The sequence below is a fragment of the Streptococcus cameli genome (assembly GCF_053207365.1).
On record NZ_JBRUIM010000001.1, the window covers coordinates 224,447 to 249,014 of the forward strand.

The 24,568-nt window shown below is 41.1% G+C and carries 23 protein-coding genes and 1 pseudogene; 19 read left to right on the forward strand and 5 right to left on the reverse strand.

Annotation, left to right across the window (positions count from 1 at the left end):
- Window positions 1-72 precede the first annotated feature (72 nt).
- The 7 genes from ACVR1I_RS01150 (at window position 73) to ACVR1I_RS01180 (ending at window position 4,906) form a co-directional block, all read left to right on the forward strand.
- A complete protein-coding gene (locus ACVR1I_RS01150; protein WP_447442214.1) occupies window positions 73-1,146 on the forward strand; it encodes a M24 family metallopeptidase in 1,074 nt (357 codons plus the stop codon).
- A 128-nt stretch (window positions 1,147-1,274) separates the two neighbouring features.
- The gene (gene efp / locus ACVR1I_RS01155) at window positions 1,275-1,835 is read left to right on the forward strand and encodes an elongation factor P (protein ID WP_447442215.1); all 561 of its coding nucleotides are present in this window, start codon (window positions 1,275-1,277) and stop codon (window positions 1,833-1,835) included.
- Between the two features lie 114 nt (window positions 1,836-1,949).
- Window positions 1,950-2,342 (forward strand): Asp23/Gls24 family envelope stress response protein, encoded by a 393-nt coding sequence (locus tag ACVR1I_RS01160; RefSeq protein ID WP_447442216.1) that lies wholly within the window; start codon window positions 1,950-1,952, stop codon window positions 2,340-2,342.
- Entirely contained in the window at window positions 2,332-2,754 is a 423-nt protein-coding gene (nusB, locus tag ACVR1I_RS01165) for a transcription antitermination factor NusB (RefSeq protein ID WP_447442217.1), read from the forward strand. The genes ACVR1I_RS01160 and nusB overlap by 11 nt, the downstream gene beginning before the upstream one ends.
- Window positions 2,755-2,875: 121 nt before the next feature.
- Window positions 2,876-3,193 (forward strand): PadR family transcriptional regulator, encoded by a 318-nt coding sequence (locus ACVR1I_RS01170; protein WP_447442218.1) that lies wholly within the window; start codon window positions 2,876-2,878, stop codon window positions 3,191-3,193.
- A complete protein-coding gene (locus ACVR1I_RS01175) occupies window positions 3,190-3,771 on the forward strand; it encodes a DUF1700 domain-containing protein (RefSeq protein ID WP_447442219.1) in 582 nt (193 codons plus the stop codon). Before ACVR1I_RS01170 ends, ACVR1I_RS01175 begins: the two co-directional genes overlap by 4 nt.
- Window positions 3,764-4,906 (forward strand): hypothetical protein, encoded by a 1,143-nt coding sequence (locus ACVR1I_RS01180; protein ID WP_447442220.1) that lies wholly within the window; start codon window positions 3,764-3,766, stop codon window positions 4,904-4,906. Before ACVR1I_RS01175 ends, ACVR1I_RS01180 begins: the two co-directional genes overlap by 8 nt.
- 125 nt (window positions 4,907-5,031) lie before the next feature.
- Here the strand turns inward: ACVR1I_RS01180 and ACVR1I_RS01185 are convergent.
- From ACVR1I_RS01185 to ACVR1I_RS01195, 3 genes and pseudogenes are all read right to left on the reverse strand, one after another.
- Window positions 5,032-6,138: pseudogene (locus ACVR1I_RS01185) on the reverse strand (IS3 family transposase).
- Window positions 6,139-6,260: 122 nt separating this feature from the next.
- A complete protein-coding gene (locus ACVR1I_RS01190; protein ID WP_447442221.1) occupies window positions 6,261-7,235 on the reverse strand; it encodes a LacI family DNA-binding transcriptional regulator in 975 nt (324 codons plus the stop codon).
- The gene (locus ACVR1I_RS01195; RefSeq protein ID WP_447442222.1) at window positions 7,225-8,676 is read right to left on the reverse strand and encodes a sucrose-6-phosphate hydrolase; all 1,452 of its coding nucleotides are present in this window, start codon (window positions 8,674-8,676) and stop codon (window positions 7,225-7,227) included. The genes ACVR1I_RS01190 and ACVR1I_RS01195 overlap by 11 nt, the downstream gene beginning before the upstream one ends.
- A gap of 190 nt (window positions 8,677-8,866) precedes the next feature.
- On the opposite strand from ACVR1I_RS01195, the gene ACVR1I_RS01200 reads away from it, so the two are divergent.
- The 3 genes from ACVR1I_RS01200 to ACVR1I_RS01210 all read left to right on the forward strand — a co-directional run bounded on the left by ACVR1I_RS01200 (window position 8,867) and on the right by ACVR1I_RS01210 (window position 12,337).
- Window positions 8,867-10,744 carry a sucrose-specific PTS transporter subunit IIBC gene (locus ACVR1I_RS01200; RefSeq protein ID WP_447442223.1) on the forward strand — a complete coding sequence of 626 codons (1,878 nt, stop codon included), beginning with the start codon at window positions 8,867-8,869 and terminating at the stop codon, window positions 10,742-10,744.
- Window positions 10,745-10,827: 83 nt separating this feature from the next.
- Window positions 10,828-11,706, forward strand: coding sequence for a fructokinase ScrK (scrK, locus tag ACVR1I_RS01205; protein WP_447442224.1), 879 nt, complete (start codon window positions 10,828-10,830; stop codon window positions 11,704-11,706).
- 391 nt (window positions 11,707-12,097) lie between these two features.
- A complete protein-coding gene (locus ACVR1I_RS01210) occupies window positions 12,098-12,337 on the forward strand; it encodes a hypothetical protein (protein ID WP_447442225.1) in 240 nt (79 codons plus the stop codon).
- A 237-nt stretch (window positions 12,338-12,574) separates the two neighbouring features.
- On the opposite strand, the gene ACVR1I_RS01215 is transcribed toward ACVR1I_RS01210, so the two are convergent.
- Entirely contained in the window at window positions 12,575-12,835 is a 261-nt protein-coding gene (locus ACVR1I_RS01215; protein ID WP_447442226.1) for a hypothetical protein, read from the reverse strand.
- 730 nt (window positions 12,836-13,565) lie between these two features.
- On the opposite strand from ACVR1I_RS01215, the gene secA reads away from it, so the two are divergent.
- The 5 genes from secA to lacD all read left to right on the forward strand — a co-directional run bounded on the left by secA (window position 13,566) and on the right by lacD (window position 19,890).
- Window positions 13,566-16,079: a preprotein translocase subunit SecA gene (gene secA / locus ACVR1I_RS01220; protein ID WP_447442227.1), complete on the forward strand. Its 2,514-nt coding sequence runs from the start codon at window positions 13,566-13,568 to the stop codon at window positions 16,077-16,079.
- 50 nt (window positions 16,080-16,129) lie between these two features.
- Window positions 16,130-16,498 (forward strand): holo-ACP synthase, encoded by a 369-nt coding sequence (gene acpS / locus ACVR1I_RS01225; protein ID WP_447442228.1) that lies wholly within the window; start codon window positions 16,130-16,132, stop codon window positions 16,496-16,498.
- Window positions 16,479-17,573 carry an alanine racemase gene (alr, locus tag ACVR1I_RS01230; protein WP_447442229.1) on the forward strand — a complete coding sequence of 365 codons (1,095 nt, stop codon included), beginning with the start codon at window positions 16,479-16,481 and terminating at the stop codon, window positions 17,571-17,573. The genes acpS and alr overlap by 20 nt, the downstream gene beginning before the upstream one ends.
- Window positions 17,574-17,723: 150 nt before the next feature.
- Window positions 17,724-18,878 carry an N-acetylglucosamine-6-phosphate deacetylase gene (gene nagA, locus ACVR1I_RS01235; RefSeq protein WP_447442230.1) on the forward strand — a complete coding sequence of 385 codons (1,155 nt, stop codon included), beginning with the start codon at window positions 17,724-17,726 and terminating at the stop codon, window positions 18,876-18,878.
- Between the two features lie 10 nt (window positions 18,879-18,888).
- Window positions 18,889-19,890 (forward strand): tagatose-bisphosphate aldolase, encoded by a 1,002-nt coding sequence (lacD, locus tag ACVR1I_RS01240; RefSeq protein ID WP_447442231.1) that lies wholly within the window; start codon window positions 18,889-18,891, stop codon window positions 19,888-19,890.
- A 35-nt stretch (window positions 19,891-19,925) separates the two neighbouring features.
- Here lacD and ACVR1I_RS01245 read toward each other — a convergent pair whose 3' ends face one another.
- Window positions 19,926-21,275 carry an aspartate kinase gene (locus ACVR1I_RS01245; RefSeq protein WP_447442232.1) on the reverse strand — a complete coding sequence of 450 codons (1,350 nt, stop codon included), beginning with the start codon at window positions 21,273-21,275 and terminating at the stop codon, window positions 19,926-19,928.
- Window positions 21,276-21,459: 184 nt separating this feature from the next.
- On the opposite strand from ACVR1I_RS01245, the gene ACVR1I_RS01250 reads away from it, so the two are divergent.
- From ACVR1I_RS01250 to ACVR1I_RS01265, 4 genes are all read left to right on the forward strand, one after another.
- Window positions 21,460-22,101: an HAD family hydrolase gene (locus ACVR1I_RS01250; RefSeq protein ID WP_447442233.1), complete on the forward strand. Its 642-nt coding sequence runs from the start codon at window positions 21,460-21,462 to the stop codon at window positions 22,099-22,101.
- A 166-nt stretch (window positions 22,102-22,267) separates the two neighbouring features.
- Window positions 22,268-23,059 carry an enoyl-CoA hydratase gene (locus ACVR1I_RS01255; RefSeq protein ID WP_447442234.1) on the forward strand — a complete coding sequence of 264 codons (792 nt, stop codon included), beginning with the start codon at window positions 22,268-22,270 and terminating at the stop codon, window positions 23,057-23,059.
- An 81-nt stretch (window positions 23,060-23,140) separates the two neighbouring features.
- Entirely contained in the window at window positions 23,141-23,575 is a 435-nt protein-coding gene (fabT, locus tag ACVR1I_RS01260) for a fatty acid biosynthesis transcriptional regulator FabT (protein ID WP_447442989.1), read from the forward strand.
- Window positions 23,572-24,549, forward strand: coding sequence for a beta-ketoacyl-ACP synthase III (locus tag ACVR1I_RS01265; RefSeq protein WP_447442235.1), 978 nt, complete (start codon window positions 23,572-23,574; stop codon window positions 24,547-24,549). Before fabT ends, ACVR1I_RS01265 begins: the two co-directional genes overlap by 4 nt.
- Window positions 24,550-24,568: the final 19 nt, after the last annotated feature.

Consider the following 24,568-nt stretch of genomic DNA (forward strand, 5'->3'; position numbering starts at 1 on the left):
TGGTTTTTTCTTCTCTCGCAATTTCATTTTTTTCATGCTAAAATAAGAGTAATCTATTTTCTGGAGGCAAGAATGACAAATTATATCGAACAACGGATCAAGCGTTTTGAGGAAAAGTTAGCTGAAACAGCTGTGGATGGTATTTTGGTGACAAACCTAACCAATATTTACTACCTAACAGGATTTCACGGAAGCAATGCGACAGTCTTTATCAGTGATAAACGCCGAATTTTTGTGACGGATTCCCGTTATATTTTGATGGCAAAAGAAATCGTCAAAGGATTTGACATCATTGATAGTCGAGATGAATTGGGAGAAATTGCCAAGGCTATTGCAACAGACAAGATGGAGACAATCGGATTTGACAGTGCAGTTACCTTTCGCTATTACCAACAGTTGCAAGCAACATTCTCGGATTACCAATTGCAACCAATAACCAATTTCGTAGAAGAGTTGCGTCTGATCAAGGATGCCTCTGAGGTTGCGACCATCAAACAGGCTTGTGGCATTTCAGATAAGGCTTTCTTGGATGTCTTGGACTTTATTAAGCCAGGGCAAACAACGGAACTGGAGGTGGCAACCTTCCTCGATTTCCGCATGAGGGAGTACGGAGCATCCAGTATTTCCTTTGATACCATTGCAGCATCAGGTTTCCGTTCTGCCATGCCTCATGGGCGAGCGAGTGACAAGGTCATCTTAGCTGGTGAGTCCTTAACCTTGGACTTTGGCTGTTACTACAACCATTATGTGAGTGACATGACGCGGACTGTTCATGTTGGTCATGTGACCGATGAAGAGCGGGAAATTTACGACATTGTGTTAAGAGCAAATCTGGCTTTGATCGAAAAAGCCAAGGCAGGTCTGTCCTTTATTGATGTTGATGGGATTCCACGAAAGGTGATTGAAGAAGCAGGCTATGGGGCTTATTTTACCCATGGCATTGGCCACGGAATTGGACTAGATGTGCATGAGGAGCCTTTCTTTAGAAAGACTGAAGAAGTGCTTCAGGCTGGTATGGTGATTACGGATGAGCCGGGTATTTACCTGGATGGCAAATACGGCCTTCGGATTGAAGATGACCTCCTCATTACCGAAACAGGCTGTGAAATCTTAACTCATGCACCAAAAGAATTGATTGTGATCTAAGGCAAGTGCTCGAATGAGCACTTTTTTCAATCAAAAGCCAGTTTGTTAAAAGAAGAAAAGATTTGAGAAAAGCCTTTATTTATGGTAAAATAAACCGAATAAATATTTTTTGAAGAGGTAATACTACAATGGTAGATGCAAGTAAATTAAGAGCTGGTATGACGTTTACAACAGATGAAGGTCGTTTGTTGCGTGTCTTGGATGCTAGCCACCACAAACCAGGTAAAGGAAACACCATCATGCGGATGAAATTGCGTGATGTGCGTACTGGTTCAACATTTGATACAACATACCGTCCAGATGAAAAATTTGAACAAGCCATCATCGAAACACGCGGTGCGACATACTTGTACCAAATGGATGACATTGCTTACTTTATGGATACTGAAAGCTTTGAGCAATACGAAATCCCAACGGTTAATGTAGAAGAAGAGCTGAAATTCATTCTTGAAAACTCAGAAGTGAAAATCCAATTCTTTGGTGAGGAAGTGATCGGTGTGACGGTTCCAACAACCGTTGAATTGACAGTAGTTGAAACGCAACCATCTATCAAGGGTGCAACTGTAACAGGTTCTGGTAAACCAGCAACTCTTGAGACAGGTTTGGTTGTAAACGTTCCTGACTTCATCGAAGCTGGTCAAAAATTAGTGATCAATACAGCTGAAGGAACATACGTATCACGTGCCTAAGAAATGAATGCAGACTAGTTGATTGTAAATGAATTGTGACAAATGGGAAATCTCATTTGCTAGCATGAAAGACAATGAACCGGTCGGTATTCTCCTACTAGAAAGGAACCGATTATGACAACAGAAAATCTTGGTGAAATTGTTATTGCACCGCATGTTTTAGAAGTAATCACAGGTATTGCGTCTGCAAAAGTGGAAGGAGTTCATTCACTTCACAACAAAAATTTGACAGACGGATTATCCAAAGGGGCTCTCAACCGTGGTGTCTATCTTCAAACGGATGAAGAAGGTGTCTTAACTGCGGATATCTATGTTTACCTAGAATACGGTATCAATGTGCCAGCAGTATCAATGGATATCCAACGTGCTGTGAAAACAGCCGTACAAAACTATGCAGATGTGACTGTTTCAGCAGTCAATATCCATGTGGTTGGTATTGTCCCAACTGAAACGCCAAAACCAGAATTGAAAGACTTGTTCGGCGAGGACTTCCTCGATGAAGAATAAACCACAAGATTCTAGAAAACACCTTCGGAAACGAGCTCTTCAAGCCATTGTGTCCTTGGAGTTTGGGCAAGATCCACTACAAGCAGCTCAATTTTCCTATTTGTATGATAGTGAAGTCGAAGCTGAAGTGGAGATTCCACTTTTTCTCTTGCAGTTGGTAACAGGTGTTTACGAACACAAGGATGCCTTAGATGCCAGCTTGGCGACCCGCTTGAAATCGGGTTGGACCTTGAACCGTCTGACCAATATCGACAAGAGCATCTTGCGTTTGGGTTTGTTTGAAATCCAATACCAGGACGAAACCCCTGACCGTGTTGCGGTCAATGAAGCCATTGAATTGGCCAAAGAATTTTCAGATGAGGCATCTGCTAAATTTATCAATGGGATTTTGACCCACTTTGTAACAGAATAACAACTTAGAGTTCTCTCTAAGTTGTTTTTTGTTTTTCCTTGACAAATAAAATCAATAGGTTTAAAATAAGCATATAACAAAATAAAATATATAAAAAAATAAAACACAAGGAGGGAGTTCGATGCATTTTCCTATATCCTCAACCTTGATCGAATTCTTGATTTTAGCGATTGTTAGCGAGCAAGATTCCTATGGGTATGAGATAAGTCAGACTATTAAGTTGGTCGCCCCCATTCGAGAATCCAGTCTCTATCCTATTTTAAAAAAATTAGAGCAATCGGAACGTGTCACGACATATAGTCAAGAACACCAAGGAAGACAACGGAAATATTATGCTATAACAGAAACTGGTAGAGAGTATCTGTTGTATCTCAAAGAAGAATGGGACAACCATATCGGTATTTTAGCAAACATTATTGAAGGGAGAGTACGGAAATGAAACGCGAAAAGTATTTGATTGCCTTAGCAAGTCATTTAAAAGGGTTATCAAAGTCAGACTATGAAGATACTATGCGGTATTTCACAGAATTATTTGATGATGCTGGTGTTGAGGGAGAACAAGATTTAATGACTAGCTTGGGAGATCCCAAAACTGCTTCAGCTGATGTGATGGAGGACTTGCTGGACAAAAAGGTCGAAGAAGCTCAAACCCATAAGGAAAAACTGGGAGTGATTTGGTTTGCTTTGTTAGCGATTGCGGCAACGCCAGTAGGTCTAATGGTATTGCTTCCCTTGTTGTTACTAGTTGCGACAGGTATCCTTTTGGTTATTTGTTTTTTACTAATGTTGTTTTCTGGTGTTCTTGTTTGCTTACTACTAGGTGGAGCTTTTCTTTGGGAAAGTCTGACGCATTTTCAGACAACAGGGATTCTGTTCTTCAATATCGGTGGTGGCTTGCTCAGTCTAGGTGCTTCCTTCTTACTATTTATACTTGCAATTAAAGCTAGTACATTATCGGGTAAAGGAGTTGTTTTACTGGCACGGCATTTGTATAGAAAGGTGAAGAAAAATGGTTAAATGGCAGAAAAAAGTAGCAGTAATTGGTCTGTTTTGTCTTTTGGCTGGTTTCGTAGCCATTGGCCTTGGTTTGTTGATGGGCGGAGCCAAAGATGTTAAGAGAATTTATATGACTTCGAATGTCAAAGAGGAAATTAAAACCCATGAATTTAAAAATGTGGAACGGTTCGATTTGGATTTATCTGGTCTAAATCTCTTGATTGAGGAAGCGGAAGTTGAGTTTGTAACGGTAGTAGAAACCCAAGTCGAAACAGAATCTTACCAGCTAGGCGATGTGAAAGCGATAAACGAAAAAGGGGTCTTGTCCCTTAAAAACGAGCAAAAACAACAGGTTTCATCTGAGGTTGAAATCAATACAGACATTTTGAGTATTTTGAAAGAGTTTCGAACTTTTCCGGTAGATAAACCATATCCGGTTGTTGTGCAAGTTCCAAAAGGATTGGATTTGAAGGAAGTTCGGCTTCGATTGCATTCAGGTAGTTCACTCAGTACTACAGGGCTCCATATACAGGAGTTGGTATTAGATAGTGTTTCCAACAGTAGTATAACGATTAGCGAAAAGAGCCTCGTTGATTCGATCTCAGGTCAAGTAAATAGCAGCAGTTTCTACTTGAATGAAACTTACATTAAAAGCGGGGAATTGTTCTTTAGAGGAGAAGGGAGTATTGGTCTTTTGGAGAGTCGACTGGAAAATCTCGATCTGGAAGTGGAGGATATTTCCTATATCTATATGATGGAAAATCAGTTAAAAGACAGCCGAATCAAGGTACTTAGTTCAGATGCATATCCCGCTAGTACACTATCTTTGGAGGGAATGGTCTACCTTGGTCAGGTTGAAATTGAAACAAAAAACATTGGCGTGTCGTTATTCGAACTTGAAACATTGGAGCAGACTAGCTTTGATTTAAAAGCAGAAAAAGAAAGAATCATGATTGATGTGAAACAAGTTCCACGTACGGCTATAGAAGATGAGAAGATTTCAACTTATCAATATGATGCAAAAGAATCACAAGCTACCGTTGTGATACGTACAAAAAATGCACCAATTTCTTTAAGAGACATCGGAGAAGAAGATAGTCGTCCAGAGTGGGCATATGATGAAAGTCCAGATTTTAGCCAATTTGAAAAAGAATAAAAGAGATCCAATATTCTAGTAGATAAGGTTGAAGAGGGTTCTGTTTGAGCAGGCGTCTTCAACCTTTTTACAAATCAATGAAAAGGCAACCCTTTTCTGTACAATTTTTATAAAGTGTTTTTTCGTTAAGCGCTCACTCGCTTAGCGATGGGTGTTTGGTAATTGAGACTACCGTGTATGCGATGATGATTCCACCAGTGGACATAGTCCTTGGTTTTAAGGGTTAGTTCTTCAAGTGACTGAAATGTTTCTTGATGAATAAACTCCAGTTTAAAGGAGCGGTAGGTGCCCTCAGCTACCGCATTGTCATAAGGACAGCCAGCTTGACTGAGGGAACGGGTGATGCCAAAGGCTTCCAATACCTCATCAATCAGCTGATTATCAAACTCCTTGCAACGGTCAGAATGAAAAAGATGGACCTTGGTTAAAGCATAAGGAATGCTCTGAATCGCTTGCTTTACGAGTTCTGCAGTCTTCTGCCATCCGACTGACAGACCAATGATTTCACGATTATAGAGGTCAATTATCAAGCAAACATAAGCCCAGCGCTGACCAACACGGACATAGGTCAAATCTGTCACAATTGCTTCCAGTGGTTTTTCTTGGTGGAACTGTCTGGCTAAGCGATTTGGAATAGGGACTTCGTTTTTCCCTTTAGAATGAGGCTTGAAGCTAGACTGCTGGTAAACAGATACGAGATTTAATCGCTTCATTATCCGACGAATGCGACGACGAGATAGAATGATCCCGTCTGAGGCCAGACATTGCTTGATCTTTCGAGCACCGTATCGTGATTTGCTTTCAAGAAAAATCTGCTTCACCTTTTCTTCAAGGTCAGCTTCAGATACTGCCTCCGTGGATTTGTAGTAATAGCTGGAACGCGGGAGATTCAACTAACGACACATAGCTGAAATGTTGTACTTATTCTTGTTAGCAGTGATTATTTCCCTTTTTGTGCCATAATCACTGCTGCTTGCTTTAGGATGTCTAACTGCCTTTCAAGTTCTTTGTTTCGGCTTTCTAAGGGCTATCAGCTCCCGCTGTTCATCTGTAAGATTATCAACCGATTTGAAGGATCCAGTTGTTTTAGCTTGTCTCACCCACTTGTCAAAGGTCGAGGGGGTTAAATCATATTCTTTGATCAGCGCACTTCGTTTCATCCCTGCAGTGTGAAGGTCAACGATTTGTTGTTTAAAGGCATCCGTAAAATGACGGTGTATTTTTCTAGACATAGAATTCTCCTGTTTTCTTTAGTGTAGAATACTTTATAAGACTGTCTAGTTTAGTGTAACCGATTCACAAAAAAACTCTCAGAAAGATCATTAGTGAGCTTTTCTAAGAGTTTTTAGTTGCATTAAACACTCTGTCCAGGTAATAACCGAATGGGCAAGATATAGTCCTTGCTAGTTTTTTGTCTGGCAATTTTTTTGAGCAAGACTTCTACGGTCAGTTGAGCAATTTCTTTTAAGGGTTGCTTGATGGTGGTCAATTGTGGGTAAAAATTCTCAATGAAGTTCGTTCCATCATAGCCAATAATTTTGACATCTTGGGGAATGGACAGTCCCAACTGCTGGGCGATTTTAATGGTTAAGATAGCCGTCAAATCATCCGACACAAAGATACCGTCTGGTTCGTGTTGGGATAAAATGGATTTGATTTCCAATTCTCGCCGCATATTGGACAAGTTGTTTGGGACCTTGATAATGTGTGGGGCAATTCCACTTTGTTTTAAATGGAAGGAAAAACCTAGCTGACGCAATCCTGTTGGAGAATCGGAATTGTCGTTACCTGTGATCATGATCATCTTTTGGCAACCGTGTTTTTCCAAGGTTTGCGCAGCCAATTTGCCACCTTCAAAGTTATCCGATGAAATAATTGGAATGTGTGGGGCCAGGTTTCGGTCAAAGGCAATAATGGGAGCCTCGACCCGCTCGTAATCATCGATTCCCAGGTTGTGACTGGAGGAGATGATACCGTCTACTTGATTGGCTGCCAGCATTTCCAAGTATTCTTTTTCTTTGACAGGATTGTTTTCGCTGTTGCAAATGATGGTTTTGTAGCCCTGTTCGAAGAGGGCAATTTCTAAGTATTCAATCAGCTCTGCATAGAAGATATTGCTGATATTGGGGAAGATCAGTCCAATCAGTTTGGCTGATTTTCCTTGCAAGCTTCGTGCGAAATTATTGGGTTGGTAGCCCAATTCCCGCATGGCAGCCTGGACCTTGTCAATGGTTTTTTGGGATAAGTATCCCTTTTTGTTGATGACCCGAGAGACAGTTGTTGGACTGACTCCAGCAAGGGCTGCAACATCTGTTAATTTAGCGACCATGTGTTCCTTTTAGTTCAAAGTATTGACCAGTAGCGGCACCAGAAAGGATAGAAATTCCTGATTGGCCTTCTTCAGGGAAGACGCGACTAGTAAAGACTTTTTCTCCTTTGTTAATGAAAATTTCGATGATGGATTTGTCAACAAAAATGCGAGCAGTCGTTTCACCAGGCTCCACTTCACAGTGACGAGTCGTTCCAAAGTCAGTAGCATATTGGACACCGGCCTGGCTACGGTCTAAGGTGACAACTCCTTCTTTGGTATCAATGGTGAGACGTAGGCCCTTACCGTTTGCACCTGCAAATAAGACCAAGTCAGTCACATCATTTGCAGGGATAGTCAGTTCCAATTCATAAGAATTGCTTGTTTCTTCTTTTGCAGCAAAGTTTTCTTCTTTGATGCGCAAGTCTTTGATGGCAGCCACAGGATATTGGTAGAGTTTTCCATCTTTGATGGACAATTCTTTAACCAAACTCATAGCACCCTGGTAATCAAATTGGTCGGTCGGGTAGTCAACATCCGGTAAGCCAATCCAACTGACAATTAAGGCACGGCCGTCTGGTGCATTGAACCCTTGTGTGGCATAGGCCTCAAAACCAAAATCCAAATTCAAAATCGGTGATGGGTTGATGAGGCGGGCAGTGTGTGGGTCGAATTGATCGGCTATTTTATAGGTGTTTGGGTAGATATTTTGGTAATCCAGCTCAGCCTTGTCTAACCCTTGTGGGCTATAAAGTAAGACTGGTTTTCCATCCACAAAGACGAGGTTAGGACACTCGATCATATATTCAGATCCAGTTCCCTCAAACTCTAAATTGCCAATGAATTCCCAATTGGTGACGTCATTGTCCATGGCTTGATACAGTTTAATAAAGCCTTGTTTGTCATGGTTTTGTGCACCGACAATGGCGTAAAATTGGCCTTGATAGTCAAAGATTTGTGGATCACGGAAATGCTCAGTCGCATCGGCTGCAGGTGCAATCAAAACGTCGGACATCTTTTCAATGTTCCCGTCTTTGTCCATCCAAGCTCCGATTTGCAAGGGGGTGCGGATCCAATTTTCATCACGGACATTTCCTGTATAAAACAAGAAGAGTTTGCCATCGACTTCGTAAGCAGAACCAGAATAGGCACCGTGGCTATCGTGAGGGTGATCTGGCAACAAGCGGGTCTCAGTTTCGGTAAAATGCACCAAGTCCTCTGATTCGGTGTAGACCCATTGTTTTAAACCGTGGGCCGCGCCAAAAGGCCAGTTTTGGTAAAAGAGGACATATTTTCCGTTAAAGAAAGAAAAACCATTTGGATCGTTTAAAAGACCAGTTTGCGGTTCGATATGGTAGCCAACCCGCCATGGGGATTTGGCAATATTTTCTTGGATTTGTTTTTTTTCAGTCTCGCTCCAGTCGGCATAAGGGCGGTAGCGGACTTCTTGTGATAGATTCATAGATACTCCTCAATCTCGTTTATCTCACTATATATAGTAAACGTTTTCTGTTTAAAAATCAATTGTTTTATGCTAAAAAATAAAATTTCTGCAAAACGTTTGACATAATTTTAAAAAGTGTTATAATGGAAAACGTGGAAAGCAGTGAAAATGCTTTCAAAAAAAGAAAAATAAGGAGATTTTTGCAAAGATGAACAATACAGAAATTGCAAAAAAAGTCATTGATGCCCTTGGTGGTGTAAGCAATGTCAACAGTGTAGCTCACTGTGCGACTCGTCTTCGTGTCATGGTCAAAGATGAAACGTTAATCGACAAGGATGCAGTCGAAAACATTGAAAAAGTACAAGGTGCTTTCTTCAACTCAGGTCAATACCAAATTATCTTTGGTACTGGTACAGTTAACCGTATCTATGATGAAGTGGTCGCACTTGGTTTGCCAACTTCATCAAAAGATGAAATGAAGGCAGAAGCTGCGAAACAAGGAAACTGGTTCCAACGGGCTATTCGTACCTTTGGTGACGTATTTGTCCCAATCATTCCAGCGATCGTAGCAACAGGTCTCTTTATGGGTCTACGTGGCTTACTAGGAGCCTTTCATATCGTCTTGCCAGAAGATTTGAATGTTTATTCTCAAATCTTAACGGATACAGCCTTTATCGTCTTGCCAGCTCTTGTAGTATGGTCTACTTTCCGCGTATTCGGTGGAAACCAAACAATCGGTATCGTACTAGGTATGATGTTGATTTCTGGTTCACTTCCAAACGCATGGGTAGTTGCATCAGGTGGTGATGTAACACCAACGATGTTCTTTGGCTTCATTCCAGTGGTTGGTTTGCAAGGATCTGTTTTGCCAGCCTTTATTATCGGTTTAGTCGGTGCTAAATTTGAGAAGTTTGTTCGCAAATTTGTTCCGGAAGTATTGGACCTCTTGGTAACACCATTTATTACCTTGTTTGTGATGTCGATTCTTGGACTATTTGTTATCGGCCCAATCTTCCACGTTGTTGAAAATTATATCTTGGCTGGTACTCAAGCCCTTCTTCACTTGCCATTTGGATTGGGTGGTTTGATTATTGGTGGGGTGCACCAAGTTATCGTTGTATCCGGTGTTCACCATATCTTTAACTTCTTAGAAGCTCAATTGGTAGCCAATACTGGAGCGAATGCATTTAATGCCATCATCACTGCAGCTATGACAGCCCAAGGTGCAGCAACGGTTGCTGTTGGTGTCAAAACAAAAAATGCCAAATTAAAAGCTCTTGCTTTCCCAGCAGCTCTTTCAGCCTTCCTAGGTATTACTGAGCCTGCTATCTTTGGTGTCAACTTGCGTTTCCGTAAACCATTCCTCTTGTCCTTGGTTGCTGGTGCTATCGGTGGTGCCTTGGCCTCTCTTCTAGGTCTTGCTGGTCTTGGTATGGGTGTTACCATCATTCCTGGTGCAACCTTATATGCAGGTAATGGCCAATTGCCACAATACATCTTGATGGTTGCCGTATCATTTGTTCTTGGTTTTGCCTTGACTTACTTCTTCGGTTACGAAGACGAAGTGACAGAAACAGTTGCAACAGCAGCAACTCCAGTAGCTTCTACAACAGCAGCAGCGCCAACTGCTACAGAAGAAACATTGGTTTCACCATTGTCAGGTGAGATTGTATCTCTTGACAAAGTAAATGACCCTGTCTTTTCTTCAGGAGCAATGGGAAAAGGTTTGGCCATCAAACCAACTGAAGGTGTTGTCTATGCACCTGCAGATGCTGAAGTAACCATTGCCTTTGAAACAGGCCATGCTTATGGTTTGAAAACTGCAACAGGTGCAGAACTCTTGATCCATATCGGTATTGACACCGTGTCAATGAACGGAAATGGTTTTGAAAAATTGGTTGGAGCTGGCCAAACTGTAACGGCTGGTACACCAATTGCTAAGTTCGACGCAGCGAAAATTGCGGCAGCAGGTTTGGACGATACGACTATGGTGATTGTCACAAACACAGCTGATTTCACAACTGTTGAAGGACTTGCACAAGGAACAATTGCACACGGTGCAGATTTCCTTAAAATTGCAAAATAAAAAAACAGAAAAAGGCTGAAAAAGCCTTTTTCTTGTGGTTGTACCTGTGCTATAATAGAGGTAGTAAAAAAGGAGAGATCAAGATGACAAAATTATACGGTAGCTTAGAAGCAGGCGGTACAAAATTTATTTGTGCTGTCGGAGATGAAAATTTTGAAGTAGTGGAAAAAGTCCAGTTTCCAACCGCTACACCTGATGAAGCCATTGCTCAAACAATTGCCTTCTTTAAAAAGCATGAAGAGCAGTTAGCAGGTGTTGCTATTGGTTCATTCGGGCCAATTGATATTGATGAAGCCTCTCCAACGTATGGCTACATCACAACAACTCCAAAACCACATTGGGCCAATGTTGATTTGGTTGGTTCCATTTCAAAAGAGTTCAATGTGCCATTTTACTTTACAACAGACGTTAATAGCTCTGCTTTTGGCGAAGCCTTGGTCCGCAAAGATGTCGATAGCTTAGTTTATTACACCATCGGAACAGGAATTGGTGCAGGAGCCATTCAACGTGGTGAATTTGTCGGTGGTATGGGCCATACAGAGGCAGGTCATGTCTTCGTGGCACCGCATCCAACAGATGTTAAGAATGGTTTCACGGGAGTTTGCCCATTTCATAAGGGTTGTTTAGAAGGAATGGCTGCTGGTCCATCCTTGGAAGCACGGACAGGAATCCGTGGTGAATTGATTGAGGCAGACTCAGAAGTTTGGGATATTCAAGCTTACTATATTGCACAAGCGGCTATTCAAGCGACTCTCTTGTACCGTCCACAAGTGATTGTCTTTGGTGGTGGGGTAATGGCACAAGAACATATGGTGAAACGGGTCCATACTCAGTTTGAAGAATTGCTCAATGGCTATCTTCCTGTGCCTGATTTATCAGAATACATTGTGACACCAGCTGTCCCTGAAAACGGCTCTGCAACTCTTGGAAACTTTGCCCTTGCAAAACAAATTTCAGAATAAGAAAAAAGAGTTTGGAATCTAAGTCTTCCAAGCTCTTTTTATAACAAAATACGCACACTTTGTATATAATTACTGTTTTTTTGAATTTTAAAGAATAAGTAGACAAGGATTTATTGGCTTTTAAAAAAAGGTAGTATACTAATGCATAATTTTAGCTAAAGTTTTTTGTAAATTGATATTATATACGTTAATATTCGTTTTTGTTTGATATAAAAGGAGAAAATGATGAAAAAGATTCAGCTGTTTGGGATACTCGCTTTTTATTGTCTTTGTTGCTCCCCTTTGTCAACACAATCGATAGTTCCTGCTATGAGTTTGTAGCAGTCTTAGGTGTTGAATTTATGAAGTAGCATTATTTTCCAGTAATTTTGCTACTCTTGGTCTTTCTTTTATGGTTCTTTTCACAAAAAATGCGGTAACTTTAAAAAATACTTGTGAAGCGGCCATTCTCTTAATTGTTTTGCATATTTATTCGATTCCGTTTCATGGCATGGTCTATAATACTTCATTTTTCAATCAGATCGCAACTGTTTTTAAAGAAGACTTGGCTGTTGGCTACTACATTAGTTTCTTCCTTCTGATCGGATTAGGACTTTTTCACTATCTTCTTAAGCCAAGAAAACGGTCTTAACAGGGATTTTGGGATAAGACTACACCGACAAGATATGTTCACATTCAAAAGACGATTTCCAAGGGGAACTTCTCTTTTTCTTTGTTGTGATATGTTCTGTCTTGGCAGTAATCATTGGCATGTCCTGTCCCAGTCGCTAGTAGACAAAAAACCTAACGGTTGGAATGAGAAAAGAGTTTGAAGACTCTGTTTCCAAACTCTTTTCGTTATTATTTCGCATGATACAGGCTGACCGGCTTATTGATAGAGACGGATGGAGCCATTTTGACTAAGAATCATGCGATAATAGCTTCGTTGGTTTTGGCTATATTGGTGCAGGAAACCGGCTTTTTCCAGCTCGTTGCCAATTGTCCTTTCTTGGTGTTGGTCAATGCTGACAGTGAGAGCGGCTGTGTAGGCGTAGAGGATTCGAATGGAGGGCAGACGCTCTCCCTCTGGCCAAACACTCAGTGTTGCATCTTCGATGGCAATGATCGGTTTTTCTGATTTATTGACCAAGCGGTATCCTTGTATTGCTTCAACTTGTCGGAAAGAACCGTGGTTGTATAATAGTGTGTCAATTTCGAGTTCCAGTTTATCTCCTGCAATCTCAATCGGTCTTCGAAAAGTATGTAAGGACGTATAGCGACTGGTTTCGAGCCGCGGGCTTATTTGGCTTCAATTACTGGTATCAGCTTCTGTGTTGGATTGGGCTTGAAGCTGGTTCGTTTGGGTAACGGACAACATAATGATTAGAATAGTTGCAATGATTCCATTTAGGGCACTGTTCTTTTTCATAGCAGGGACCTCCTATTGTATCTTGTAAAAAAGAATTTCGTTGCAAGGACTGACAGATTTGTTACGACAAAAGCTGGAGTAAGGGTAAAGTTGTCACCACCAACTAAGACGTGAGAATTAGATGATTTATTTTTTCCGATTTCGAAAACTCATTCCTTTGTTTTCTTTTCATTACAATTTTAGCAAAAGTAAACACGTGAATCAAATATAGAGATGTCACTTAAAAAAGAAAATGCCTACTTAATCTCGAATATTTTGAACCGTGCTCCAATGAAATCAAAAATCAACTTCAACAGTATTGAGTAATGAATGGATCTAGAAAATACTTCTTGATTTTTTAGCAAGATGAAATTGGACTAGGACTATGTGTGAATTGGTAGCAAACCTTGAAATCGAGTAGTAAATATGATACAATAAATCATTGAACTGAAAACAAAATAGGAAGAAAAATATGGCAAGAAATATTCTTCGTTCTCTCATTGAAAATGATAAGGGAGAACTAAAAAAACTAGAAAAAATGGCTGAAAAGGTCATGGCATACGCTGACCAAATGGCAGTTTTGAGTGATGAAGCATTACAAGCAAAGACAGCTGAATTCAAAGAGCGTTACCAAAATGGTGAGACCTTGGACGAATTGCTTTACGAAGCCTTTGCGGTAGTTCGTGAAGCTTCCAAACGTGTATTGCGTCTTTATCCTTATCCTGTGCAAATCATGGGTGGAATCGTCATGCATAATGGGGATGTTCCTGAAATGCGGACCGGTGAAGGAAAAACCTTGACAGCAACCATGCCGGTCTATTTGAATGCTTTGGCTGGTCAAGGTGTTCACGTTGTCACTGTTAATGAATACTTGGCAACTCGTGATGCGACAGAGATGGGAGAGTTGTATTCTTGGCTTGGCTTGTCTGTGGGGATCAACCTAGCAGCCAAATCTTCTTTTGAAAAACGAGAAGCCTACAACTGTGATATCACTTACTCGACGAACTCAGAAATCGGCTTTGACTACCTGCGTGATAACATGGTGGTTCGAGCAGAAGATATGGTACAACGCCCGCTTAACTATGCCTTGGTCGATGAGGTCGATTCGGTCTTGATTGATGAAGCTCGTACACCATTGATTGTATCTGGTCCAACTAGTTCTGAAACCAATCAGCTCTACTTTATGGCAGATAAGTTGGTAAAATCACTGGACAAAGATGACTACATTATCGATGTCTCTTCTAAAACCATTGGCTTGTCAGATTCAGGAATTGACAAGGCTGAAAAATTCTTCAATTTGAAGAATCTCTATGATATTGAAAACGTCGCCTTGACACACTTTATTGACAATGCCCTTCGTGCAAATTACATTATGATTTATGACATTGATTATTTGGTGAACGAAAATCAAGAAGTCATGATTATTGATCCATTTACTGGTCGTACCATGGAAGGTCGCCGTTATTCAGACGGTCTTCACCAAGCGATTGAGGCCAAAGAAGGTGTGCCAGTTCAAAACGAATCCAAAACCAGTGCCTCTATTACCTACCAGAACATGTTCCGTATGTATAAGAAATTGGCAGGTATGACGGGGACAGCAAAAACTGAGGAAGAAGAATTTCGTGAAGTATACAATATGCGCGTGATTCCAATTCCAACTAACAAAGAGATTATCCGTATTGATCACGAAGACTTGTTATATCCAACCTTGCAGTATAAATTCAATGCGGTTGTAGCAGATGTGAAAGCCCGCTATGAAAAGGGACAACCTGTTTTGGTTGGTACAGTGGCTGTTGAAACATCAGACTATCTTTCAAAACGCTTGGTAGAAGCTGGTGTTCCGCATGAAGTCTTAAATGCCAAAAACCATTACCGCGAAGCCCAAATTATTATGAATGCGGGTCAGCGTGGAGCAGTTACGATTGCAACCAACATGGCTGGTCGTGGTACGGATATCAAGCTAGGACATGGTGTGCGTGAACTAGGTGGTTTGTGCGTTATTGGTACAGAACGCCATGAAAGCCGTCGGATTGACAATCAGTTGCGTGGTCGTTCTGGACGTCAAGGGGATCCAGGAGAATCCCAATTCTACATTTCATTTGAGGACGACTTGATGAAACGTTTTGCATCAGAACGCATCAAATCCTTCATGGAGCGGACGCTTTCAGAAGAAGATGCGGTGCTGAAGTCAGGTATGTTGAGTCGTCAAGTAGAGAGCGCTCAAAAACGCGTTGAGGGAAATAACTATGATTCTCGGAAACACGTTTTGCAGTACGATGATGTCATGCGTGAGCAACGAGAAATCATTTACAGTCAGCGTCATGACGTTATTACGTCAGACCGAGATTTAGCTCCAGAGATCAAGAGCATGATCAAACGAACCATTAGTCGTCAAGTAGACAATCATAAGATTGATAAAAGTGACCTGGCTGTGGATGCTATTTTGAACTTTGCACAAACCTGCTTGGTACCAGAAGAGTCGATTTCATTGTCAGATTTGGAAGGGAAAACAGCAACCCAAATCAAAGCAGATTTGATGCAACGAGCAGAAGCTGTCTATGCACAACAGGTTGAAAAATTACGTGACCAGGAACGTGTACAAGAGTTCCAAAAAGTCTTAATTCTCCGTGTGGTAGACAATAAGTGGACAGATCATATCGATGCTATGGATCAGTTGCGCAATGCAGTTAGCTTGCGTGGCTATGCCCAGAATAACCCAATCGTGGAGTACCAATCAGAAGCATTTGTGATGTTTAACGACATGATTGCGGCGATTGAATTTGATGTCACTCGTCTCATGATGAAGGCACAAATCCATGATAACATTGAGCGTGAGCGTGCGACTGGCGAAGCCCATACAACAGCAGTGAAAAATATTGTTCCAGGTCAATTAGCAGGCCAAGAGCCAGCTGTTGATCGGGTTGACCGCAATGAACCTTGCCCATGTGAATCTGGCAAAAAATTTAAAAATTGCCATGGTCGTTAAAAAATAGAAAAGGAATAGGTTGGGAGCTCTTCCTAACCTTTTTTGAAAAGATGATAATAGGACACGGAATTGATCTCCAAGAAATAAAAGCGATTGAAAAAGCGATGCAAAAGCCACGCTTTGCTGAGAAAGTATTAACAAGAGCAGAACAGGACGTATTTGCTTCATTAAACGGAAAACGAAAATTAGAATACATAGCTGGTCGTTGGGCAGCAAAGGAAGCTTTTGCAAAAGCTCTGGGGACTGGGATTGGGAAGCTCCGTTTTCAAGATATTGAAATTTTAAACGATGAAAAAGGAGCTCCGTTTGTTAGTCAGTCGCCCGTTTCCGCAAGGGCATGGATGAGCATTAGTCATTCCGGTTCCTTTGTACAAGCTAGTGTGATTTTGGAGGAAGAAGATGAAAGCAAGTATTCATAGGCCTACTAGGATAAAGGTCGATCTCCCAGCTATTCTTGCCAATATTCAGCAGGTGATGACTAGACTTCCAAAGCAGGCGAAGATTTTTTCAGTTGTAAAAGCCAATGCATATGGACATGGTGTCGAGGCTGTTGCACCGTTTTTGGAGAATGCGGTAGACGGATTTTGTGTCTCGAATTTTGATGAAGCTTTGGAATTGCGTCAATTGGGGATTCAAAAAGACATCTTGGTTTTAGGAGCAGTACCGCCTCAAGTCGTTCAACAGGCGATTCAGGAAAACATCATCTTAACATTGCTTACAAAAGAATGGCTTCAAGAAGTCCAACTTGCTGACGGTTTAAAAGTGCATATTAAAGTCGACTCTGGGATGGGAAGGGTTGGTTTTCGGTCGTCTCAAGAGATAGATGAAGTTATGGCAATCGCGGCAGAAAAAGGAATGGTTGTTGAGGGGATATTCACTCACTTTGCAACGGCAGATCAACAAGATCAAATGCAGTTTAACCAACAAGTTGCTCAATTTAACAAGATTCTCTCCTCTCTTCAATATGTTCCAGAAATGATTCATGCCAGCAACTCAGCAACCAGTATTTGGCACCCAGATACCGTGTTTAATATGGTTCGTTTAGGGGATATTCAATTTGGTCTAAACCCAAGTGGTCGCGAACTTGAATTACCTTTTAGCCCAAGACCGGCTCTGTCTCTTTCCTCCGAATTGATTCAGGTGAAACGACTTGAAAAAGGGGCATTTATTGGCTATGGTGGCACCTATCAAACAACTCAAGATGAAGTAATCGGAACTGTTCCAATTGGTTATGCAGATGGCCTTACCAGAGACATGCAAGGGTTTCATGTCTTGGTAGACGGTCAAGTTTGTCCGATTGTCGGTCGTGTCTCCATGGATCAAATGACCATTTTGCTTCCAAAGAAATATCCAATCAACACAAAAGTGACCCTGATTGGTCAGGATATGCAGGAGGAAATCACGGTTCAAGATTGGGCCGATTATCGGGGGACAATCAATTATGAGATTGTCTGCCTTTTATCGGATCGTATTCCGCGTATTTATAAACCATAAAAACTGGTCTTGGACCAGTTTTTTTGTCGTCTTTAATAGAAAAACAGAAAATAACTTGACAATCTGTAAAAAGGAGACTAAAATAGTAGTAAGAACAGATGGTTATAACCAGTTATATAAAATAGTATATTGACTTATGAAAGGGGAGTTATGGCGACTTATTTGCATGCAAAATCCATTATCTTGGATCATGAAGAAATCGAAAATGCCTATCTGGAACTAACGGATAACGGAATGTTCGGTTCGATTTTTCAAGAAAGACCAGTAGGGGATGTTATCGATTACTCCGATTACCATATTGCACCAGGATTAGTGGACACACATATCCATGGCTATGCCTCACATGATGTGATGGACAATGATTTTGAAGGGATTAAGGTCATGTCAGAAGGACTGTTATCTTGTGGCGTAACTTCTTGGCTTCCGACGACTTTAACAGATACAACTGAAAATCTCGATGCAGTTTGTGAGACGATTGGGCAACATGCAGGAGAAGAAACAGGTGCTAAAATTCGAGGGATTTTCCTTGAAGGCCCCTTCTTTACTGAAAAATATAAAGGTGCACAAAATCCCAAGTATATGAGTGATCCGTCTGTTGATAAATTGGACAAATGGCATCAATTGTCAAAAGGATTGGTCAATAAAATTGCCATCGCACCAGAACGTGACGGAGTGAAAGAATTTATTGAGTTTGCCAACAGCAAGGCGATTCACACAGCTCTAGCCCATAGTGATGCCACCTATCAAGAAGCCAAAGAGGCCGTTGAGACAGGTGCTAACATATTTGTTCATGTTTACAATGGTATGAGTGGTCTTCATCACCGTGAGCCTGGTATGGTGGGAGCGGCTCTTGATCTGAAAGATGTTTTTGCAGAAGTCATTTGTGATGGTCATCATGTTCATCCAGCAGCTGTCGATATTGTCATCAATGCCCGTGGTGCAAAAGAAACTGTTTTGATTACGGACTGCATGCGAGCTGGTGGACAAGGAGAAGGCGATTCTCGATTGGGTGAGTTTGAAGTTCTGGTCAAAGATGGTGCAGCCCGCCTCAAACACAATGGTAGCTTAGCGGGTTCTATTCTTGAGTTGATTCAGGCAGTTCAAAATGTTGTCGAGTGGGGCTTGGCGAGTTTGCCAGACGCCCTTCGGATGGCTTCACTAGCTCCTGCTCGTTCAGTTGAAATTGATCATTTGTGCGGCTCGATTGTTCCAGGAAGAGAAGCAGATTTCATTGTTGTAGATGACAAGGGAAATTTACAGGCAACTTATCTGGACGGTGTAAAACGGTTTGAAAAAGATTCCTAAGGAGGAAAAAATGGAAAAATTACAACTCTCTCAAGCAAAGTTTGACCATATGAAACGGTTGTCAGACGAGCAACAAGTTATTGCAGCTTTGGCCATTGACCAGCGTGGAGCATTGAAACGCCTTTTGGCAGCTGCAGCAGGTGGTGGTGAGTTTGGAGATGAGATTCTCATTGACTTCAAAAAAGTGATTTCAAGTGATTTGACACCTTATGCCAGCTCTATTTTATTGGACGCTGAGTATGGCGTACCTGCGTCTGAGTTGCGTGCTCAAGAATGCGGTTTTATTGCAGGTTATGAGAAAACAGGCTACGATGCCTCAACACCAGGTCGTTTACCAGACCTATTGGACAACTGGTCAGTAAAGCGGATCAAGGACTTGGGAGCAGATGCTGTTAAAATTCTTCTTTACTATGATGTAGACGATAAACCAGAAATCAATGACATCAAACATGCTTGGATTGAGCGGATTGGTAGTGAGTGCCAGGCAGAAGAGATTCCTTATTTTGTGGAAATTTTGACTTATGATGCTAGTGAGATGGATGTGACTTCTCGTGAATATGCTGCCTTGAAACCACATAAAGTGAATGGTGCCATGCGCGAATTCTCAAAACCTTGTTACAAGGCAGATGTGTTGAAAGTCGAAGTGCCAGTTAACATGAATTTTGTAGAAGGCTATACAGATCAAGAGCCTGTCTATACCTTGGAAGAAGCCAAAGCTTACTTTAAAGAACAAGATGAAGCAACTCATTTGCCATTTATCTTCTTGAGTGCAGGTGTTTCTGCTAAATTGTTCCAAGAAACATTAGAAGTCGCAAAAGAAGCGGGTTCTACCTTTAACGGTGTCCTTTGTGGCCGTGCGACTTGGAAAGATGCAGTAGCTATCTTCTCAGGCGAAGGGGAAGAAGCTGCAAAAGCATGGTTGGCAGACCAAGGCCGTAAGAACATGGAAGAATTGAATGCCGTTTTAGCAAAAACAGCTAGCCCATGGACAGATAAGGTCACAGTTGAATAAAAAAGAAACGATTGCCTGGGCAATCGTTTTTCGTTTTAATTGAAAAAGGCATCGTATAAAGCACGAATGGCTTCATCACGTTGTTCTGTTTTGACAACAAACATAACAGAAACTTCAGAAGCTCCCTGTGAAATCATCGCCAAATTGATATTGCGCTTAGAGAGTGCAGTTGTTGCGGTTGCTGCAACACCGATTTGACTTTTCATTTGTTCTCCGACAATCATGATAATGGACAAATCATGCTCAATTTCGGCGCTATCAACTTCTAGATGATGGTTTAACTGGCGGAGGATTTCTTCTTCTTTGATTGGTGAGAGTTCTCTACCGCGTAGTACGACGGACAAATCATCAATACCAGTAGGCATGTGCTCAAATCGAATGTTTAAGTCTTCAAGGATTTGCAGTAATTTGCGGCCAAAACCGACTTCACGGTTCATCAAGTATTTGGAAACGTTGATGCTGACAAAATCATCATCGGCCGCAATTCCGACAACAGGTAAGGTTTCGCCAGTATGTTCCAATACAATACGTGTCCCTGGATGAGAAGGATTGTTGGTGTTTTTGATGACCAATGGAATGCGGCCGCGATAGGCCGGCAAGAGGGCCTCATCGTGTAGCACAGAAAAACCAGCATAGGCCAATTCCCTCATTTCACGGTAGGTGACTTCCGTAATAGAATGAGGATTGTTTATAATACCAGGATGGGCAGCAAAAATACCATCGACATCTGTAAAGTTTTCATATAAGTCGGCCTTGATACCTGCTGCGATAATGGATCCTGTAATGTCAGAACCGCCACGAGAGAAGGTGCAGATATTTCCGTTAGCCGTAACACCGAAAAAGCCAGGGATTACTAAGACTTCTTCTGTTTCCCGAAGCTCCTCAATCCTGTCGTAGCTAGCAGGTGAAATTTGGGCATTTCCAGGTTCATCTGTAACAATCAAACCAGCTTGACTAGGGTGTACATATCGGGCTGGCAATCCCTTGAATGTAAAATATTCCGCAATCAGTTTGGCATTGTTGTCTTCTCCTGCAGCCAAAAAAGCATCATAAAGGAACTCGTTGCCTTCAATTGGAAGGTTAGCTAAATCTAGGATGCTTTCCTTGATTTTAGCCATTGAACGAGCTTTTAAACCAAGTTCATCGACCATGCTCTGATAGCGATTGATGATCCATTCCTGACTACTAGTCACATCTTGTCCAGTCGTATACTCTTTGTAATATTTGATAAGGGCATCTGTGACTTTTGTATCTGTTGCCTCACGTTTTCCAGGTGCAGAGACAACAACAAATTTTCGCTGCGGATCTGCCTGCACAATGTTGAATACTTTTTCAAGTTGTGTGGCAGAAGCGAGCGAACTACCACCAAATTTTGTAACTTTCATAGAAGCTCCTTTTCGTTCATATAACCTAAATTATAGCAAAATGAACTTGTTTTGTCAGTAAGAATCTAAAAAATATAAGGCAAACCGAATGTTTATTCATTTTGAAAGAAGCAATAGAATGAAAATCGTGGTAAAATAGAAAAAAGCAAAAGTATCTTGTAAGAAATGAAGGGAAGAGTAGGATATGGCTGTTGAAGCAATTATTTTTGATATGGATGGTGTTCTGTTTGAGACGGAGGACTTTTATTACCACAGACGAAAACAGTTTTTATCTCAAAAAGGGATTTCAATCGACCATATTCCCCCAGCTTTTTTTGTGGGCGGACGAGCGGACCAGATTTGGCCAGAGATTTTGGGAGATTCTTATGAGAATTGGGATATCCCAACTTTGGAAGTAGCGTACAATAGTTATAAAGAAAAACATGGAGCTCCCTATGCAACCTGTCTTTTTCCAGATGTAAAAGAGACCCTGCAGCAATTAAAAGGCAAGGGGATTAAAATAGCTTTGGCTTCCAATACAGATAGAAACGATATTGAACGAGCTTTGGACGAAGCGGGGATTCGTAGTTACTTTGATGCGATTTTTTCAGCAACAGAGTGCCGGGCATGTAAACCAGATCCAGAAGTTTATGAGCGTGCCTGGGAAAGTTTGGGTGTTGCAAAAGAAGAGACTGTCATTATTGAAGATAGTGAAAAAGGAATTGAAGCAGGAAAGGCGGCAGGTATACGGGTTTGGGCTATTGAAGATAAACATTATGGAGTAAATCAATCAAAAGCCGATCGACTCCTTTCTAATCTCAGTTCTCTGTTGGATTTTCTAGCGTAAACGGTTGATGTTTTTCAATCGTTTTTTATTTTTTGCCATTAGAAAGACTTGTTTATTTGTTTCGGATGTCACAGGTAATTCTTCTTTGAAAGTTACTTTTTCTACATAGGTATGATAGAATAACAAAAAACAAATCATTTGATCATCAAATTAAAAGGAGAATGAAATGCCGTTTTCTACGATTAGCTACTTAGTCGAGGGACCAATTGCGACCCTAACATTGAATCGTCCCGATGTGGCAAATGGCTTTAATATTCCTATGTGTGAGGAAATTTTAGAAGCTATTTCACTGACAAAAGAAAATCATGATATTATGATTTTACAAATCAAGGCAGAAGGAAATATTTTTTCTGTTGGAGGAGATTTAGTCGAGATGAAGCATGCAGTGGATGAAGAGGACATCCCGTCCTTAGTACGCATTGCGGAGCTGGTCAATACGATTTCATTTGCATTGAAACAATTGCCTAAGATTGTGGTGATGGTGACAGATGGTGCAGTAGCAGGAGCAGCAGCCAATATGGCAGTGGCTTCGGACTTTGTGATTGCTTCTGATAAGACAAAATTTATCCAAGCTTTTGTGGGTGTTGGTTTAGCACCTGATGCTGGAGGACTCTTCTTGTTAACCCGTTCAATTGGAGCGAGTAGAGCAACTCAATTATCCCTGACGGGCGAGGCTCTTTCTGCAGAAAAAGCGTTGGATTATGGCATTGTTTATAAGGTTGTAGAGTCTGAGAAATTAGAAAAGACAGTTGCACAAGTGACGAAAAAATTATTAAGAGGCTCGATCAATTCCTACAAAGCCATTAAGGAAATGGTCTGGAAGAGTGAATTTGAGAATTGGCAGGAATATGCAGAGTTGGAGTTGAATTTGCAACGAGAACTGGCATTTAAAGAGGATTTTAAGGAAGGTGTCCGTGCCCATTCTGAAAGAAGACGTCCGGTTTTTCAAGGAAAATAAACAGACTTTCCTATAAAAAAATTGACAATCAAGACATTTTTCGATATACTTTGAAAGTCAAACAAAGAGGAGGTGGCTGTTTTGGAAGATTCTAAAATAAATGACTATTTAACGACAATTTTTAATAATGTCTTGATTATCGAGGAATCAAGCCTACGAAGCAGCCAGTTTAGTGATGTTTCGATTAAGGAGATGCATACGATTGATGTGATCGGAGATAAAAAAGGTGCGACACCTAGTGATGTCTCTAGAGCTTTAATGGTCACATTAGGTACTGTAACGACGAGTTTAAATAATCTTGAACGAAAAGGATATATTGAGCGAGTTCGCTCCACTAAAGATCGACGAGTTGTTCATCTTTATTTGACAAAAAAGGGACGCTTACTTTATCGTTTGCACCAGCGTTTCCATCGTGCAATGGTTAAAAAAATAACCGAAGATATGGATGCGACAGAATTTGAAGTAATGAAGAAGGGGTTGTCAAAATTGTACCAATTTTTGGAGGATTTAAAATGACACCCCATGCTAAAATCAGTCAAGTAGCTCACTATGTTCCACAGCAAAAAGTCTCAAATCACGAGCTGGCTACTATTATGGATACCAATGACGAATGGATTTCATCTCGTACTGGCATTCGAAATCGACATATTGTAGAGACGCAACAGACAAGTGATTTGGCAATTGAAGTAGCCAAGCAATTACTGGAAAAGTCGGAATTAGAAGCCCAAGAAATTGATTTCATCATTGTCGCAACGATTACACCTGATGCAATGATGCCATCAACAGCTTCAAAAGTTCAAGCGGCAATTGGTGCGACTTCAGCGTTTGCATATGATTTGGTTGCAGCCTGTTCAGGGTTTGTATTTGCTATAAGTACCGCGGAAAAGTTGATAGCCAGTGGTGTGTATAAAAAAGGGATTGTGATTGGTGCAGAAGTCCTGTCTAAAACAATTGATTGGGCAGATCGAAGTACTGCTGTGCTATTTGGAGATGGTGCAGGTGGAGTTTTAATAGAGGCCAGTACTCAAGCTTCTTTCATCGCTGAAACATTGCGAACGGATGGAACAAGAGGACATCATTTGACATCAGGATATGCTGGTTTAACAGCTCCTTTTTCTGAAAAGAGTCCCCATCAACCGTTTCTGAAAATGGATGGGCGAGCGATTTTCGAATTTGCAATTCGTGATGTAGCTGGTTCAATTTCTGATTTGTTAGATAGAGAAGGTCTAAACAGTGCACAAGTTGATTATTTCTTATTGCATCAGGCTAATCATCGAATTTTGACGAAGATGGCTAAAAAATTAGGAGCAGATGAATCGAAATTTCCAGCTAATATGATGGAATATGGAAATACAAGTGCAGCATCTATCCCAATTTTACTGTCTGAATGTGTTGAAAAAGGCATGATTCGACTGGATGGAAGTCAAACGGTTCTAATGAGCGGATTTGGCGGAGGCTTGACTTGGGGCAGCCTCATTCTAAAACTTTAGTTAATGGACTGTGGCAACA